The sequence below is a fragment of the Phenylobacterium zucineum HLK1 genome (genome assembly GCF_000017265.1).
GTDB classification, from domain to species: Bacteria; Pseudomonadota; Alphaproteobacteria; order Caulobacterales; family Caulobacteraceae; genus Phenylobacterium; species Phenylobacterium zucineum.
In genome coordinates this window covers 1197486-1214055 of sequence record NC_011144.1, presented here as the reverse complement: position 1 = coordinate 1214055, position 16570 = coordinate 1197486, and the positions used below count along the sequence as shown (strand labels likewise).

The 16570-nt window shown below is 70.7% G+C and carries 16 protein-coding genes; 9 read left to right on the top strand and 7 right to left on the bottom strand.

Going from position 1 to position 16570, the window contains the following annotated elements; translation table 11 throughout:
- Positions 1-120 precede the first annotated feature (120 nt).
- Positions 121-1155 (top strand): methyltransferase, encoded by a 1035-nt coding sequence (locus PHZ_RS05905; protein WP_012521635.1) that lies wholly within the window; start codon positions 121-123, stop codon positions 1153-1155.
- A 25-nt stretch (positions 1156-1180) separates the two neighbouring features.
- Here the strand turns inward: PHZ_RS05905 and PHZ_RS05900 are convergent, their stop codons facing one another.
- The 3 genes from PHZ_RS05900 to PHZ_RS05890 all read right to left on the bottom strand — a co-directional run bounded on the left by PHZ_RS05900 (position 1181) and on the right by PHZ_RS05890 (position 3154).
- On the bottom strand, positions 1181-1912 hold the full coding sequence (locus tag PHZ_RS05900) for a ParA family protein (protein ID WP_012521634.1): 732 nt from the start codon (positions 1910-1912) through the stop codon (positions 1181-1183).
- A gap of 131 nt (positions 1913-2043) precedes the next feature.
- Positions 2044-2295, bottom strand: coding sequence for a hypothetical protein (locus PHZ_RS05895; protein WP_041373276.1), 252 nt, complete (start codon positions 2293-2295; stop codon positions 2044-2046).
- A 97-nt stretch (positions 2296-2392) separates the two neighbouring features.
- Positions 2393-3154: a competence/damage-inducible protein A gene (locus tag PHZ_RS05890; protein ID WP_012521633.1), complete on the bottom strand. Its 762-nt coding sequence runs from the start codon at positions 3152-3154 to the stop codon at positions 2393-2395.
- Positions 3155-3203: 49 nt separating this feature from the next.
- Between PHZ_RS05890 and sfsA the strand changes: the two genes are divergently transcribed.
- Positions 3204-3926 carry a DNA/RNA nuclease SfsA gene (sfsA, locus tag PHZ_RS05885; RefSeq protein WP_012521632.1) on the top strand — a complete coding sequence of 241 codons (723 nt, stop codon included), beginning with the start codon at positions 3204-3206 and terminating at the stop codon, positions 3924-3926.
- Between the two features lie 4 nt (positions 3927-3930).
- Here sfsA and PHZ_RS05880 read toward each other — a convergent pair whose 3' ends face one another.
- A complete protein-coding gene (locus PHZ_RS05880) occupies positions 3931-6054 on the bottom strand; it encodes a S9 family peptidase (protein ID WP_012521631.1) in 2124 nt (707 codons plus the stop codon).
- 123 nt (positions 6055-6177) lie between these two features.
- On the opposite strand from PHZ_RS05880, the gene map reads away from it, so the two are divergent.
- The 7 genes from map to PHZ_RS05845 all read left to right on the top strand — a co-directional run bounded on the left by map (position 6178) and on the right by PHZ_RS05845 (position 13898).
- Positions 6178-6996 carry a type I methionyl aminopeptidase gene (gene map / locus PHZ_RS05875; protein WP_012521630.1) on the top strand — a complete coding sequence of 273 codons (819 nt, stop codon included), beginning with the start codon at positions 6178-6180 and terminating at the stop codon, positions 6994-6996.
- A 6-nt stretch (positions 6997-7002) separates the two neighbouring features.
- The gene (locus PHZ_RS05870) at positions 7003-7326 is read left to right on the top strand and encodes a hypothetical protein (RefSeq protein ID WP_012521629.1); all 324 of its coding nucleotides are present in this window, start codon (positions 7003-7005) and stop codon (positions 7324-7326) included.
- 89 nt (positions 7327-7415) lie between these two features.
- Positions 7416-8294, top strand: coding sequence for an ABC transporter ATP-binding protein (locus PHZ_RS05865; RefSeq protein WP_012521628.1), 879 nt, complete (start codon positions 7416-7418; stop codon positions 8292-8294).
- 16 nt (positions 8295-8310) lie between these two features.
- A complete protein-coding gene (locus tag PHZ_RS05860) occupies positions 8311-11889 on the top strand; it encodes an ABC transporter permease/M1 family aminopeptidase (protein ID WP_012521627.1) in 3579 nt (1192 codons plus the stop codon).
- Between the two features lie 209 nt (positions 11890-12098).
- Positions 12099-12641 carry a DUF4402 domain-containing protein gene (locus tag PHZ_RS05855; RefSeq protein WP_012521626.1) on the top strand — a complete coding sequence of 181 codons (543 nt, stop codon included), beginning with the start codon at positions 12099-12101 and terminating at the stop codon, positions 12639-12641.
- A 38-nt stretch (positions 12642-12679) separates the two neighbouring features.
- The gene (gene radC / locus PHZ_RS05850) at positions 12680-13411 is read left to right on the top strand and encodes a RadC family protein (protein ID WP_012521625.1); all 732 of its coding nucleotides are present in this window, start codon (positions 12680-12682) and stop codon (positions 13409-13411) included.
- A gap of 76 nt (positions 13412-13487) precedes the next feature.
- A complete protein-coding gene (locus tag PHZ_RS05845; RefSeq protein ID WP_012521624.1) occupies positions 13488-13898 on the top strand; it encodes an endonuclease domain-containing protein in 411 nt (136 codons plus the stop codon).
- A 42-nt stretch (positions 13899-13940) separates the two neighbouring features.
- On the opposite strand, the gene PHZ_RS05840 is transcribed toward PHZ_RS05845, so the two are convergent.
- From PHZ_RS05840 to PHZ_RS05830, 3 genes are all read right to left on the bottom strand, one after another.
- Positions 13941-14174 carry a hypothetical protein gene (locus PHZ_RS05840; protein ID WP_041373274.1) on the bottom strand — a complete coding sequence of 78 codons (234 nt, stop codon included), beginning with the start codon at positions 14172-14174 and terminating at the stop codon, positions 13941-13943.
- A gap of 296 nt (positions 14175-14470) precedes the next feature.
- On the bottom strand, positions 14471-15358 hold the full coding sequence (locus PHZ_RS05835) for a sugar kinase (RefSeq protein WP_041373273.1): 888 nt from the start codon (positions 15356-15358) through the stop codon (positions 14471-14473).
- Between the two features lie 10 nt (positions 15359-15368).
- The gene (locus PHZ_RS05830; RefSeq protein WP_012521622.1) at positions 15369-16526 is read right to left on the bottom strand and encodes a saccharopine dehydrogenase family protein; all 1158 of its coding nucleotides are present in this window, start codon (positions 16524-16526) and stop codon (positions 15369-15371) included.
- Positions 16527-16570 lie beyond the last annotated feature (44 nt).

The window sequence follows — 16570 nt, the reverse complement described above, 5'->3', positions numbered from 1 at the left end:
GCCGCCCCCGCGCGCCTACAATTACAACGTTCTTTCAAACGGCGGCGTCCACGCCGCGACGTCAGAAGCGACGCCGTCGGGCCGGCGCCCGGCGCACCCAACGCCTGAAAGGACCATCACATGGGCATCAACGTCGCGACCGTCGCACCGGACCGCGTCTACGAGGTCGGCATGGGCTTCTGGGCCTCCAAGACCCTGCTCAGCGCCGTCGAGCTCGGCGTCTTCAGCGTGCTCGCCGAACGGCCCATGAGCGCCGCCGAGCTGGAGGCCCGGCTTGGCCTGCACCCGCGCGCCACCGCCGATTTCCTGGACGGCCTGGTCGCCATCGGCATGCTGGACCGCGCCGGGGCGGGCGCCTCGGCCCTCTACGCCAACACGCCCGAGACGGCGGTCTTCCTGGACCGCGCCAGCCCCAGGTACGTCGGCGGGCTGCTCGAGATGGCCAACGCGCGCCTCTATCCGTTCTGGGGCGACCTGACGAACGCGCTGCGCACCGGCCGGCCGCAGAACGAGGCCGCCCGCACGGGCAAGCCGGTGTTCGAGGAGCTCTACGCCGATCCGGCCCGCCTCGAGCAGTTCATGGACGCCATGACCGGCGCCTCGCTCCGCAACTTCGAGGCCTTCGCCGAGAGGTTCGACTTCGCCCCGCACCGCTCGCTGGCCGACATCGGCGGGGCGACGGGCCTGCTGTCCTGCATCGTCGCGAGGCGCCACCCGCACCTGGCCTGCGCGACCTACGACCTTCCCGTCGTCGGTCCGATCGCCGAGCGCCGGATCGCCCGCGAGGGGCTCGCCGGGCGCGTTCGGGCGGGCGCGCTCGACTTCCTCGCGGAGGAGCTGCCGAAGGCCGACGTGATCACCATGGGGATGATCCTCCACGACTGGAATCTCGAGCATAAGAAGATGCTGATCGCCAAGGCCTACCGGGCGCTGCCCGAAGGCGGCGCGCTGGTCGCCATCGAGAACATCATCGACGACGAGCGGCGGACGAACGCCTACGGCCTGATGATGTCGCTCAACATGCTGATCGAGTTCGGCGACGCCTTCGACTTCACCGGCGCGGACTTCGCCGGCTGGTGCCGCGAGGCGGGCTTCTCGCGCTGCGAGGTGATCCCGCTGGCGGGGGCGGCCAGCGCCGCCGTGGCCTACAAGTAGCCGGAGAATGGCCGGCGCGAACGCCTCAGGCGGTCGGCAGCAGGTTCAGGCTGCGGCGCGCGCCATCCTCGCCCAGGTCGTCGTTGGCCGAGGGGAAAGGCGGGCCGATGGGCGGGCGGGCCTCGCCCTTCAGCTGGCGCCAGACATGGCCGAACAGCTCGCGCACCTCGTTGGCGGCTGCGCCGTCGGCGTCGATCTCCAGCACCGAGCGGGCCTGGGCGAAGGCGGTCTGGTAGACGACGCGCGAGCGCAGGGCGACCGGCGCCACCGGCAGGCTGGCGAACCGCAGGGCCTCGAAGGCCTTCAGCACGCCGGGCGGCTCGGCGCCGTTGCGGGCCGGGGCGCACTGGTTCAGCACGATCAGGCCCTCGCGGCCCAGGCGCTGGATCACCGCCACCGACAGCACCGCGGCCGCCAGGTCCAGGTAGGTGGGCCGCGCCACCGCCAGGCACAGGTCGGCCACCTTCACCGCCTCGGCCACGTCGGCCTCGGGCGCGGCCGGGGTGTCGATGATCAGCAGCTCGACGCCCGCGCGGGCGCAGGCCTGGGTCAGGGGGAACAGCTTGGCGGCGCTGGTCTCGAACAGCACCGAGGCCGCCTCCTCGCGGCCCTTCAGCACCTCGCAGGCGCTGCGCATCGGGTCGGCGTCGGCCAGCACCGCCTTCACGCCCATGGCGCGGGCGGCCAGGGTCAGGTTGACGGCGACCGTCGTCTTTCCCGCCCCGCCCTTGCGGGACATCACGGCAAGCGTCTTCACCAGGACCGCCCCATCTCCCGGGCGCTCCTTCGGCGGGCGCCCTCAAGCGCCGCCATTTGCGCACATCTTATCCACAGCGGAAAGAGGACCCTTTACGGGCCCTCCGAATCGCAGGTGGCCGACGGCCCCGGCTACTGGCCGTTGTGGCTCAGGCCGCGCTGGGTCTGGCTGCGGTCGAGGTTGGCGCGGGCTTCCGCCTTCTGCCGCTCCCATTCGCTCTTCAGCTGACACACCCGCTTGGGCATGCGCGAGCCCAGGACCGCTTCGTTCTTGCAGACCATCGGGTCGGCGTCGGCGACCTTGGCCTTCTTGTCGGCGGCATCGGCGGCGGCCGGCGTTCCGTCGGCCAGCAGCAGCGCGGCGGCCAGGATGGAGACGATCATCGTACTTTCCCCACAGACAACTCTACCCACGATAGGCCAACGGCGTTCGCGCATCAAATTACCCGTTTGTCACGACGCGCCTTGCGCGCCGCCGCGCCTATTCGACCTCGCGCGCCTGGGCGATCCCCGCCGCGGCCAGGGCCGCGATCAGCTCCTGCACCACGCCCGCCAGCGCCTCGGGGTCGCGCGCCCGGACGACGAGGTTCGAGCCGTAGCCCTCGGGCGTGAAGAACGGATAGCTGCCCAGCGACATGTCCGGATGGGCCTTGGCCACGCCCTCCAGCGGCGCGGCGATCTGGCCCTCGCCCGCGCCCTCGACCCGCACGGTGCGCGAGACGGTCGGCCGCCCGCCCCGCAGGCGCGGGCCCACGTCCTCCAGCATGCCGCGCATGATCTGCGGCACGCCGGCCAGGGTGAAGACGTTGCCGATGGTGAAGCCGGGCGGGCCCTGCACCGGGTTCTTCACCAGGTCCGCCCCCACCGGCACCCGCGCCATCCGCCGCCGCGCCGCGTTCAGCTGGTCGCCGAACCGCGCCTCCAGCATGGCGATGATCTCGGGATGCTCGATCAGCTCCACCCCGAACGCGGCGGCCACCGCGTCGGCGGTGATGTCGTCGTGGGTCGGCCCGATCCCGCCGGTCGTCACCACGTAGTCGTGGCGCGCGCGCAGGGCGTTCAGCGCCTCGACGATCTCCTCCAGCACGTCGGGCACGGTGCGCGCCTCGGCCACGTCGACGCCGAGGACGCCCAGGTAGCGGGCGATGTCGCGCAGGTTGGTGTCCTGGGTCCGGCCCGAGAGGATCTCGTCGCCGATGATCAGCACCGCGGCCGTGACGCGGTCGGGAATGGCCTGGCTCATGAGGCCACTCTCTAGCCGGTCATTCGGGGGCTTGCTATCGGCCCACGCCATGGACTTCCCCTCGCCCCTGATCCGCGGCCGCCTGGTCTCGCGCTACAAGCGCTTCTTCGCCGACGTGGTGCTGGACGACGGGACGCCGCTCACCGCCCACTGCCCGAACCCCGGCGCCATGCTGGGCCTGAACACGCCGGGCCTGACCTGCTGGCTCTCCCGCTCCGACGACCCCAAGCGCAAGCTCGCCCACACGCTGGAGCTGGTGGAGGCCGACGGCGGGCTCGTGGGGATCAACACCCTGCACCCCAACCGCCTCGTCGCCGAGGCCCTGGCGGCAGGCGCCATCCCCGAGGTCGCCGGCTACGCGTCCCACCGCCGCGAGGTCCGCTACGGCGAGAACTCCCGCGTCGACTTCCTGCTGGAGGCGCCGGACCGCCCGCGATGCTGGCTGGAGGTGAAGAACGTCCACCTGATGCGCCAGCCGGGCCTGGCCGAATTCCCCGACTGCGTGGCCGCGCGCTCCACCAGGCACCTGCGCGAGCTCGCCGCCATGGCCGCCCAGGGCGACCGGGCCGTCGTCCTGTTCGTCGTCCAGCGCACCGACTGCGACCGCTTCAGCCCCGCCGCCGACTGCGACCCGAAGTTCGCCGCCGCCCTCGCCGAGGTGGCGTCCGCCGGGGTCGAGGTGCTGGTCTACGGCTGCGAGATCGACGCGGCCCGCGTGCGCCTCGGCCGGCCGCTTCCCTGGGACACATCCGGGACGGGGCGGCCGGCCTGACGCCCTACTTCCCCCCGAGCTGGTCCAGCACGAAGGCGTAGTACTCCGCCATCTCCTCGTAGCGGCGGAAGCGGCCCGACTTGCCGCCGTGGCCGGCCTCCATGTTCACCCGGAAGACCAGCGGATTGTCGTCGGTCTTGGTCTCGCGCAGCCGCGCCACGTACTTGGCCGGCTCGTAGTACTGCACCTGGCTGTCCCACAGGCCGGTGCCCACGAAGATCGCCGGATAGGCCTGGGCCTTGATGTTGTCGTACGGCGAGTAGCCCAGCATGTAGCGGTAGTAGGCCGGGTCCTTCGGGTTGCCCCACTCGTCGAACTCGTTGGTGGTCAGCGGGATCGACTCGTCGAGCATGGTCGTGACCACGTCCACGAACGGCACCTGGGTGACGATCACCCGGTAGTCCTGCGGCGCCTGGTTGGCCACCGCCCCCATCAGCAGGCCGCCGGCCGAGCCGCCCATGGCGCCCACCCGCTCCCTGGCCGCGTACTTCTTGGCGACGAGGTGGCGGGTGACGTCCACGAAGTCGTTGAAGGTGTTCTGCTTCTTCAGCAGCTTGCCGTCGTCGTACCACTTGCGGCCCATCTCCTGGCCGCCGCGGATGTGGGCGATGGCGTAGACGACCCCGCGGTCCAGCAGGCTCACCGCCGGCAGGTTGAACGCCGGGTCCATCGAGATGCCGTAGCTGCCGTAGGCGTACTGGAACAGCGGCGCGGTCCCGTCGCGCTTGAAGCCCTTCCGGTAGACCAGCGAGACCGGGATCTTCGTCCCGTCGCGGGCCGGGGCCCAGACGCGCTCGGTCACGTACTGCGAGGGATCGTAGCCGATCACCGGGGTCTGCTTCAGCAGGGTGCGCTTGCCGGTGGCCAGGTCCAGGTCATAGGTCGACAGCGGCGTGGTCAGCGAGGTGTAGGTGTAGCGCAGCGCCGTGGAGTCGGCCTCGGCGTTGGTCCCGAAGCCCATGGTGTAGGCCGGCTCGTCCGCCGCCACGAACTCCGAGCCCCCATCGGGCTTCAGCAGCCGCAGCCGCTTCAGTCCGCCCGAACGCTCCTCGATCGCGGTGAAGGTGTCGAACAGCCGGAAGTCCTGGATGAACACGTCGGCCCGGTGCGGCACGAAGTCGGTCCAGCGCGCCTTCTCGCCCCAGGCGCCGTCGGGCGCCTGCATCAGCCGGTAGTTCGGCGCGTCCCAGTTCGTGCGGATCACCCAGCGCCCGGCCAGGTGGTCGGCCTGGTAGAGGTGGTCCCGCTCGCGCGGCGCCACCACCTGCAGCGCGCCGGGCGCGGCGGCCGGGGTGCAGCGCTGCTCGGTGGCCGTGGTGCTCTGCAGCAGGACGCACAGGTACTTGTCCGACCGCGTGCGGCCGAGCCCCATGTAGAAGCTGTCGTCCGCCTCCTCGTAGACCAGCCTGTCGGCGCTGGCCGGCGTGCCCAGCACGTGCGCCTTCACCCGCTTCGACAGCAGGGTCACCGGGTCCTTCTCGATGTAGAAGATCGTCCGGTTGTCGTCGGCCCAGACGATGTTGGGCTCGATGTTCTCCACCGTGTCGCTCAGCACCTGGCCGGTGGCGAGGTCCTTCACCTTCAGCACGTACTGGCGCCGGCCCACCGTGTCCTCGGCCCAGGCCAGCAGGCGGTTGTCCTGGCTCACCACCGCCTCGCCGACGTTGAAGTAGCCCTTGCCCTGCGCCATTGCGTTCTGCTCGAGGAGGATTTCCTCGGGCGCGGTCATCTCGCCCTTCCGGCGCGCGAGGATCGGGTAGTCCTTCCCGGCCTCGAAGCGCGTGTAGTACCAGTAGCCCCGCTCGCGGTACGGCACGGACGCATCGTCCTGCTTCACCCGCCCGACGATCTCCTTGTAGAGCGCTTCCTTCAGCGGCTTGTTCGCCGCCAGCACCGCGTCGGCGTAGGCGTTCTCGGCGGCCAGGTGGGCCAGCATCTCCGGGTTCTTCCGGGTGTCGTCGCGCAGCCAGTAGTATTCGTCCGTCCGGGTCCCGCCCGGCGCCTTCACCTCGTGGGGGCGCTTGGCCGCCCGCGGCGGCTCCGGCGTCGTGGGCTGAGTCTGGGCCTGGGCCTGGGCCGCGCCGGCCAGCAGGACGGCCGCCGCGGCGGCGAAGGTTGCGATGCGCATGGTGTTCCGAAATTCCCCACGACCGAGAGGCGGCGGACGCTGGCATGCGTTCCTTCGTCCCGCAAGCCGCCGCGCCGGTTGAATTCCCGTGCTACGATTGCGACATAGGCCGCGGAGTTCATGATGACCGACATCCTCGACGCCGAGCACCGCACCGGCCAGATCAAGCTGCACAAGCCCGAAGACTTCGAGGGCATGCGCAAGGCCGGCCGGCTGGCCGCCGAGTGCCTCGACATGCTGACGCCCCACGTGGTCCCCGGCGTGCTCACCGAGACGCTGGACGACCTGGCCCGCGAGTTCATCCTCGACCACGGCGCGATCCCGGCCTGCCTCGGCTACCGCGGCTACACGCGGACCACCTGCATCAGCCCCAACCACATCGTCTGCCACGGCATCCCGGGCGAGCGGGTGCTGCGCGAGGGCGACATCGCCAACATCGACGTCACCGTCATTGTGGACGGCTGGCACGGCGACACCTCGCGCATGTACGGCGTCGGCGAGGTGGCCCCGCGGGCCAAGCGGCTGGTGGACGTCACCTACGAGGCGCTCGAGCGCGGCCTGGCGGCCGTGAAGCCCGGCGCCACGACCGGCGACATCGGCCACGCCATCCAGTCCTACGTCGAGAGCATGCGCTGCTCGGTCGTGCGCGACTTCTGCGGCCACGGCCTGGGCCGCGTGTTCCACGACGCGCCCAACATCCTGCACTTCGGCCGCCCGGGCGAAGGCGCGGTGCTGAAGCCCGGCATGTTCTTCACGATCGAGCCGATGGTGAACCTCGGCAAGCATCCGGTGAAGCTGCTCTCCGACGGCTGGACCGCGGTCACCCGCGACAAGTCGCTGTCGGCCCAGTGCGAGCATTCGGTGGGCGTCACCGAGGACGGCGTCGAGATCTTCACCCTCTCGCCGGCGGGCATCTTCAAGCCGCCGATCCAGGGCGCCTAGGGCCCCATGATCCTCAGGGCGTGGACCGGCCGGATCCGGACCGCGGACGAGGCGGAGTACGCCGCCTACATCGAGGCGACCGGCGGGCGCGAGTACCTGGCCACCCCCGGCTGCCTCGGCTGGCAGATGATCTTCCGCGACCTGGGCGACGGGACCTCCGAGGTCTCCACCCTCTCCTGGTGGACCGGCATGGACGCCATCCACGGATTCGCCGGGCCGGAGCCCGAGCGCGCCGTCTACTATCCCGAGGACGACCGATTCCTGCTGGACCGGCCCCCGCAGGTCCGCCACCACCGGGTCGTCGCCGGCGCCCTGCCGACGGGCGGCTGAGGGGCCGGTCGCAAAAGTTACAACCTCCTCACTTGCCACTCCGGCGGGGAACAAGGCAGCTTCGCCCTCCGACGGGGAGTGGCAAGAACATGCTTTCGATCAGGAATCTCGCGCACGTCTACGCCAACGGGACGCGCGCCTTGGACGGCGTCGATCTCGAGATCGGCAAGGGGATGTTCGGCCTGCTGGGCCCGAACGGGGCCGGCAAATCCACCCTGATGCGCTCGATCGCGACGCTCCAGACCCCCACCTCGGGCGAGATCCGGTTCGGCGACATCGACGTCATCCGCCAGCCCGAGCAGCTGCGCCGCACCCTGGGCTACCTGCCGCAGGACTTCGGCGTCTATCCGCGGGTCTCGGCCTACGACCTCCTCGACCACATGGCCGTGCTGAAGGGGATCGCCGGCAAGGGCGAACGCAAGCAGACCGTCGAGGCCCTGCTGCACCAGGTGAACCTCTGGGACGTGCGCAAGAAGGCCGTGGCCGGCTACTCGGGCGGCATGCGCCAGCGCTTCGGCATCGCCCAGGCGCTGATCGGCCAGCCGCAGCTCATCATCGTCGACGAGCCCACCGCCGGCCTCGACCCCGAGGAGCGCAACCGCTTCCTCAACCTCCTGGCCGAGATCGGCGAGAACGTCGTCGTCATCCTGTCGACCCACATCGTCGAGGACGTCGCCGACCTGTGCCCCCGCATGGCCGTCCTGGCGCAGGGCCGCATCCTCAAGGAAGGCGCCCCGTCCGAGCTGATGGCCGAGCTGAACGGCCGCGTCTGGCGCAAGGTCATCGACCGCCACGAACTCGACGGCGAGAAGGCCCGCCACGAGATCATCTCCACCCGCCTGGCCGGCGGGCGCACGGTGATCCACGTCCTGGCCGCGGCCCGCCCCGATCCGGGCTTCGAGCCCGCCCCGGGCGGCCTGGAGGACGTCTACTTCTCGACCCTCGCCGCCGCGCGCCGCGCCGCCTGATCCCGGAGCGCGTCCCATGTTCGGCAAGATCGCGGCCTTCGAGCTGCGCTACCAGGTCCGCCAGCCGATCTTCTGGATCACCGGCCTGATCTTCTTCCTGCTGGTGTTCGGCTCGGTCGTGATCGACCAGATCCAGATCGGCTCCGGCGGCAACATCCACAAGAACGCGCCCGTCGCGATCGGCACGACCACGCTGATCATGACGCTGTTCTTCATGTTCGCCTCGACGGCGTTCGTGGCCAACGTCATCGTCCGCGACGACGAGACGGGCTACGGCCCGATCGTCCGCTCCACGCGCATCCGCAAGTTCGACTACCTGTACGGCCGCTTCGCCGGCGCCTTCGTCGCCATCGCCCTGGCCTTCCTGTTCGTGCCGCTGGGCGTGTTCGTGGGCTCGCTGATGCCGTGGGTCGATCCCGAGACGCTCGGGCCGAACCGGCTCTCCGACTACGCCTTCGCCTACGTCTACCTGGCGCTGCCGGGTCTGTTCCTGGTCTCGGCGCTGTTCTTCGCCCTGACCACTGTCACGCGCTCGATGATGGGCGCCTACATCGGGGTCGCCGGCTTCCTGATCGCCTACTTCGTGCTGATGGGCGCCCTGCGCGACCCCAGCCGGATCGAACTCGCCGCCCTCGCCGAGCCCCTGGGCCTGGCCGCCTTCCAGGCCGCCACCCGCTACTTCACCGCCGCCGACGCCAACACCACCATGCCGGCGGTCGCGGGCGGCCTGCTCTGGAACCGGGTGATCTGGCTGTCGGTGGCGCTCGCCGCCCTGGCCGCCGCCTACCCCCTGTTCCGCTTCGAGACCAAGGGCGCCAGGACCCGCCGCAAGGCCGAGACGAAGGCCGAGGAGGCCTACGTCCCGCCCGCCGGTCCGCTGCCGGCGCCCAGCTTCGGCGCGGCCGCGGCCCGGGCCCAGCTCGTGAAGCGCACCCGCTTCGAGATGGCCCAGGTGTTCAAGAGCCCGGCCTACGTGGTCCTGCTGCTGCTCGGCCTGTTCAACAGCATCGGGGCGCTCGCCTTCGGGGCCGAGCTGCGCGGCTCGGCGCTCTATCCGGTGACCCGCTGGGTGATCGACGTGCTGAACGGCTCGTTCTCGCTCATCGTCATCATCATCGCCATCTACTACGCGGGCGAACTCGTCTGGCGCGAGCGCGAGCGGCGCACGCACGAGATCGTCGATTCCACGGCCGTGCCCGACTGGGCCTTCGTGGTCCCCAAGACCCTGGCCATCGCCCTCGTCCTGCTTTCGACGCTGCTGGTCAGCGCCGCGGCGGGCGTGATCGTCCAGACCTTCCACGGCTACACCGACTACCAGTTCGGCAAGTACCTCGCCTGGTACGTGGTCCCCTATGCGGTGGACTGGACGCTGCTGGCGGCGCTGGCGGTGTTCCTGCAGGCCATCTCGCCGCACAAGTTCGTCGGCTGGGGGCTGATGCTGGTCTACCTGATCGCCACCCTGACGCTCTCGCAGGTCGGGTTCGACCACAACCTCTACCTCTACGGCGGCTATCCGCCCGTGCCGCTGTCGGACATGAACGGCCAGGGCGACTACTGGAAGTTCGCCGCCTGGTTCCGCGCCTACTGGTCGGCCTTCGCGGTGATCCTGCTGGTGCTGGCCTATGGCCTGTGGCGGCGGGGGACCGAGACGCGCCTCGCGCCGCGCCTGAAGCGCCTGCCGCGCCGGCTGGCCGGTCCCGCGGGCCTCGTCGGCGGCGTCGCGCTCGTCGCCTTCGTCGCCCTCGGCGGCTACATCTTCGTCAACACCAACGTCTGGAACGACTACCGCACCGCCATCGACGACGAGCGCTGGCAGGCCGACTACGAGAAGCGCTTCCTGCGGTACGAGACGCTGGTCCAGCCCTCGATCACCGATGTGGTCCTGGCGCTCGACCTCGACCCGCACGCCCCGCGGCTGGTCACTGAGGGCCGCTACCAGCTCGTCAACGACTCCGGCGCGCCGATCCGCCAGCTCCACCTGCGCCTCGACCGCGACACGGAGGCCGAGAAGATCGTCCTGTCGCGGCCGGCGAAGCTCGAGACGCACCCGCGCTTCAACTACCGCATCTTCACCTTCGAGACCCCGCTGCAGCCGGGCGAGCAGGCCACGCTGAGCTTCACCACCGTGATGCAGCAGAAGGGCTTCCGGAACCGCGGCAACACCACCCGGCTCGTCGACAACGGGACGTTCGTGAACAACTTCGAGTTCGCGCCCGTCGTCGGCATGGACAAGAACGACCTGCTCCGCGACCGCGCCAAGCGGCGCAAGTACCGCCTGCCCGCCGAGATCCGCCCGCCCAAGCTGGAGGACATGACGGCGACCGGCCGCAACTACCTGGCCAACGCCGACTGGGTGAACGCCGACATCACCATCACCACCGTCGCCGGCCAGACGCCGATCGCGCCGGGCTACCTCGTCTCGGACGTCACGCGGGACGGGCGCCGCACGGTGCGCTACCGCACCGACGCGCCGGTGCTGAACTTCTTCTCGGTGCAGTCGGCCGACTACGCGATCCGCAAGGTCGACTACAAGGGCGTGGAGCTGGCGATCTACTACGACGCCCAGCATCCCTGGAACGTGGACCGGATGATCGATGCGCTGAAGCTGGGCCTCGACTACTTCCAGGCGAACTTCAGCCCCTACCAGTTCCGCCAGGCGCGGATCCTGGAGTTCCCGGCCTACGCGTCCTTCGCCCAGGCCTTCGCGAACACCATGCCCTATTCAGAGAGCATCGGGTTCGTCACCGACAACACCAAGCCCGACAAGATCGACTTCGTCACCTACGTCACCGCGCACGAGCTGGGGCACCAGTGGTGGGCCCATCAGGTGATCGGCGCCGACATGCAGGGCGGCACGGTCCTGTCCGAGACCCTGGCCCAGTATTCGGCCCTGATGGTCATGGAGAAGACCTACGGCCAGGACGCCATCCGGCGGTTCCTGAAGCGCGAGCTCGACACCTACCTGCGTTCGCGCGGCGGCGAGGCGATCGAGGAGCTGCCGCTGATCCGGGTCGAGAACCAGCCCTACATCCACTACCAGAAGGGCGGCATCGTCATGTACCTGCTGCGCGACCGGCTGGGCGAGGAGAAGGTCAACGCCGCCCTGCGCCGCGTGCTCGCGCAGTACGCCTTCAAGGGCGCGCCCTACCCCCGTTCGCAGGACCTGGTCGACGCCCTGCGCGCCGAGGCCGGGCCCGAGCACCAGCAGCTCATCACCGACCTCTTCGAGAAGATCACGCTCTACGACCTGAAGACGAAGACGGCCACGGCCCGCAAGCGTCCCGACGGCCGCTACGACGTGACCCTGACCATCGAGGCCCGCAAGATGTACGCCGACGGCCAGGGCAAGGAGACGCCGGCCCCGCTGCGTCCCGGCGAGCTGTTCGACGTCGGCGTCTTCACCGCCGAGCCCGGCAAGCCCGGCTTCGGCAAGGACGACGTGGCCTACTTCCGTCTGACGCCCCTCCGGGACGGCGCCCAGACGATCACGGTCACGGTGGACAAGCCGCCCAGGTTCGCGGGCGTCGATCCCTACAACAAGCAGATCGACCGCAACTCTGACGACAACGCCATCAAGGTCAGCGTCGAGGGCTGACCGCGCCATTACGGCGCTGGCGGGTTGAACCGCCGGCGAAATGCTTAGCGGAAGTTGCATCCGCGCGCCGGCGGGGCTCCCGAAGTCCCATATTGGGTAATCGTCTTCGTTTGGAAGCTGGCCCGGACCTTGCTCGCCCGGGGCGGGGTCAGTATGGCCAAGTTCCGTTTCGGACCAGTCCGGGACGGCCAGTCTCCGGAGCGCGTACCATGTCGAAGATCCTGCCCGCCCTCGCCCGCCTCGCCGCCGCCGCGGCCGCCGTGTGCGCCGTCGGCGGGACCGCGCATGCGCAGACGAGCACCACGACCTCGACCACCGCCAGCATGAACATCACCCAGCCGCTGCAGCTGACGAAGGTCACCGACCTGGTGTTCGGCACCATCATGCGGCCGACGTCGGGCAGCGGGAACGTCATCATCGACGCCCAGTCCGGAAACCGGAACGTCACCGGCAACGCCAGCGGCGTGACCGGCGGCTCGGCCGCCACCCCGACCCGCGCGGCGTTCACCGTCTCGGGCGAGGCGGGCATGAACATCACCGTCACCGTGCCGGGCTCCATGACCATGACCCGCGGCGGCGCCGATCCGATCACCGTCAGCCTGAACTCCACCATGGGCGGGGGCCAGCTCTCCGGTCCGACCGGCGGCACCGGGACGGCCGCCTTCGGCGTCGGCGGCCAGCTCGCCATCAGCGACAGCACCCCGCCCGGCGCCTACACCGGCACCTTCAACGTGACCGTCGCCTACAACTAGGCTTGCCAAGCCGGAACGCATGGGGAACATTGTTCCTCATGCGCGGTCTGGCCGGCATAGAGGACGCCTCCGGCGCGCCCGATCTCTTCGCGGCGCCGGCGCCCCATTTCGCGGGCCATCGCGAGCGGCTGCGCCGCCGCGCGGTCGCCGGCGGGCTCGCCGCCCTGCCCGACTACGAGCTGCTCGAGCTCTTCCTCTTCCGCTCCATCCCCAAGAAGGACGTCAAGCCGCTGGCCAAGCAGCTGCTGGCCCGCTTCGGCTCGCTGGGCGCCGTGCTCGGCGCCACGGCCGCCGAGCTGCGCACCGTCCCCGGCGTCGGCGAGAGCGTGGCCCTCGACCTCAAGCTGCTGCACGAGGCGACCCTGCGCACGGCGAAGGAGCAGGTGGGCCGCCGGCCGGTGATCTCGTCCTGGTCCGCCCTGCTGGCCTATGTGAAGACCGCCCTCGCCCACGAGAGCCGCGAGCAGTTCCGCGTCCTGTTCCTCGACAAGAAGAACCAGCTCCTCGCCGACGAGGTGATGAACCACGGCACCGTCGACCACGCCCCGGTCTACCCGCGCGAGGTCGTCCGCCGCGCCCTCGAACTGTCGGCCAGCGCCCTCATTCTGGTGCACAACCATCCCTCGGGCGATCCCACCCCCTCCTCCGCCGACGTCGACATGACCCGCCAGGTCGTCGACGCGGCCCGCGCCCTGCGCATCGCCGTCCACGACCACCTCGTCGTCGGTCGCGACGGCGTCGCCAGCTTCAAGGCCCTCGGCCTCATGTGAGGACTGACGCCAAAATACCTCCCCCGCCCGCGGGGGAGGGGGACCGCGAAGCGGTGGAGGGGGCGCTGCCCGCACCATGAGAGTCACCAGCAACGTCCGACAGCGCGCCCGCCGCCTGCGCAAGCGCATGTCGCTTCCGGAGGTGATGCTCTGGCGCTGCCTGCGCGGCCGCGAACCGGGCAAGCCGGTCTTCCGCCGCCAGCACGCGCTCGGTCCCTATGTGCTGGACTTCTACTGTCCGTCCGCACGGCTGTGCGTGGAACTCGACGGCGGGGCGCATGGCTTCGGCGACCGGCCCGCCGCCGACGCCCGCCGCGATGGGCGCCTTCGCTCGCTCGGCGTCTCCACCCTGCGGCTCAGCGCGTCCGAGGTGATCTCCTCGCCCCAGGTCATCGCCGACGCCCTGCTCGACCTCGCCCGGCGACGCGCCAGCGCCCCCTCCACCCCTTCGGGGTCCCCCTCCCCCATGAATGGGGGAGGTTCCTGAACGCGCTCCGACCAACCTCCCCCGCCCGCGGGGGAGGGGGCGCTACCCCGGTCCGTTGTTCCGGAACGCCCGCCAGAGCTGCCAGACGCCGTAGAAGACCAGGCCCTGGGCCACGGCCGAGGCTAGGGCCGCGGGCGCCAGGCCCAGCCGGAACACCCACGCCTCCGAGCGGCTGTTCACCGCCCAGAACATGGCTGTCAGCGCGACCGAGCCCGCCAGGGCGCACACCGCGCCGATCACCGCCTGGCCGATCGAAGGGGTCCGCCTGTCCGCCACGAAAGCCTCCTGTCCGCCGTCACTCTCGCGCGCAGGAGACTGCTTCGCCTTGACGCGGGTCAACCGGTTGCGGCGCCCCGCAAAGTCCGCCACCTTGGATTGCGTTGGGATGGGGGCGCATTTTGAGGGACGTGATGCGAATCCGCTGGGACAGGGTTCTTCCCCTGGCCGCGGTCGTGATCTTCTGGGTCCTGGTGTTCGTCGCCGGATCCAGTTTGAGGGACTTTTGGCCTTAGGCGTGTCGAACAGAGGGGCCGTCCGGCTGCGTCGGGCGGCCTCATCCACCACTGGGGCATCTACTGGGGCATCGCCTCGCGCGGGATGATCGCGCCCACGTGCCGGACCACCACGCCGGCCAGCGTCCGCCCCGCCGCAGTGGCGGCCTCGGGGCCTGCGCCGTCCAGCCGCGCGGCCAGGTAGCCCGCGTTGAAGCTGTCGCCCGCCCCCGTCGTGTCCACCGGCTTAACCGTCTCGCCCGGCGCGATCCGCACCGGCGCCTCGCCCGGCCGCAGGATGGTCAGCGAATGGTCGTGCCCGCGGTGCAGCACCTCGGCGCCGGCCTTCGCCCACCGCTCGGGGGCGTCGCCCATGCCCAGGGCGTCGAGGTCCTCGGCGCTGGCCGACACGTAGCGCGCCGCCAGCGCCGCCCGGTCGATGGCCGCGCGGGCGGTCTCCACGTCGGGCCACAGGCGCGGGCGGTAGTTCAGGTCGAAGCCGACCGCCTTCGCTCCCGCCAGCAAGCCGTCCAGCATCGTCCGGCCGGCCTCGCCCACCACCGCCAGGGTGATGGCCGACAGATAGGTCAGGTCCGCCGCGCGGGTCGCCTGCGCCAGCGCCTCGCCGTCGGCCAGTTCGGGAAGCTGGCGCACCGGCGCCTCGCCGCGCCAGTAGAAGAACCGCCGCTCGCCGGCCGCGTCCCGCTCGATGGCGTAAAGCCCGGGCAGCCGGCCCTCCACCCGCGCCGCCAGGCTCGCGTCCAGGCCCTCGGCGGCCATCAGCTCGGCCACGCCGCGGCTGAACGGGTCGTCCCCGCCCAGCACCGTGGCGTAGGCCACGTCATGGCCCAGCCGGCTCAGGTAGACGGCGGTGTTGAAGGTGTCCCCGGCATAGGCGATCTGCGCCCGGCCCTCGCCGGCCAGGCTCAGCTCGACCATGACTTCGCCCACGGCGACGATGCGTGCCATGGGCGGTCTCTTAGGCTGCTTCGACGGTGAAGGTCAGCCCCGCGTGCTTCGAAAGCCGCTCGACCAGCCGGTCCTGCAGCGCCGCGCCCGGCGTCCAGATCCCGCCCGCCACGTCGGGGGCGTTCACCAGGGCGATCGCCGTCTCGGCCAGCATCTTGGACGTCGAGCCGTAGCCGGGGTCCTTGTCGCCCTTGACCGAGGCGCGAACCTGCCGCCCGTCCGCCGCCGCGCCGACGAACAGCACGTCGAAGAAGCCGGTCTCCCGCTCCTCCTTGGTCGGCCCCTCGCCGGGCTTCGGGCCGCCGCCGGGCAGCGAGCCCAGGTCGGTGAAGCCGGGCCCGCCACTGGGCCCGCCCATCACCATCTCGTCGTAGGCGAAGTCGGTCCCGTAGGCGTGACCCATCAGGAGATTCGAGCGGTGCACGTTCTTCACGTTGATCACCGCCATCATGAACGGCGCCACCGGTCCCACGTCCGGGTCGTCGTAGGGCGCGTTCGAGGGCGGCGCGGCCGGCCCCTCGAAGCCCGGCGTGAGCCCGTAGTCGCTCATCATCACCGCCAGTTGCGAGGGGTCCTTCTGCAGCGCCTCCATGGTGGCCTTGCCGCTGGCCGCCGTGCCGCCCGACAGGCCGCCCTTCATGCCGCGCACCCGGCCCTTCACCCGCGGGACCGGCCCGCCGAGGGCCTTCTTCGCCGCCTGTTGGGTGAAGTAGACGCCCAGCTCGAACGGGATGGAATCGAAGCCGCACGAGAACAGGATCCGGGCGCCCGTCTCCTTCGCCCTGGCGTCGTGGGCGTCGATCATCCGGCGCATCCAGTTGGGCTCGCCGCACAGGTCCAGGTAGTCGGTCCCGGCCTCGGCGCAGGCCGCCACCAGGTCCGAGCCGTAGAGCTGGTAGGGCCCGACCGTCGTGATCACCGCCTTGGCCCGCCGCACCATCTGCCGGACCTGCGCCGGATCGGCGGCGTCGCAGACCACCAGCGGCGTCTCCTTCGGCGCGCCGATCTCGTCCCGCACCGCCTCCAGCTTCTCGGCCGAGCGCCCGGCCATGGCCCACTTCACCTCGCCGCCGACGCCGTAGCGCTGCGCCAGGTGCTCGGCCACCAGCCGCCCGGTGTAGCCGGTGGCGCCGTAGACGATCAGGTCGAACTCGGCGTTGGGGTTCATGGACGCTCTCCCTCGTGCGTGAGGCGCGACCATCACGAATTTAC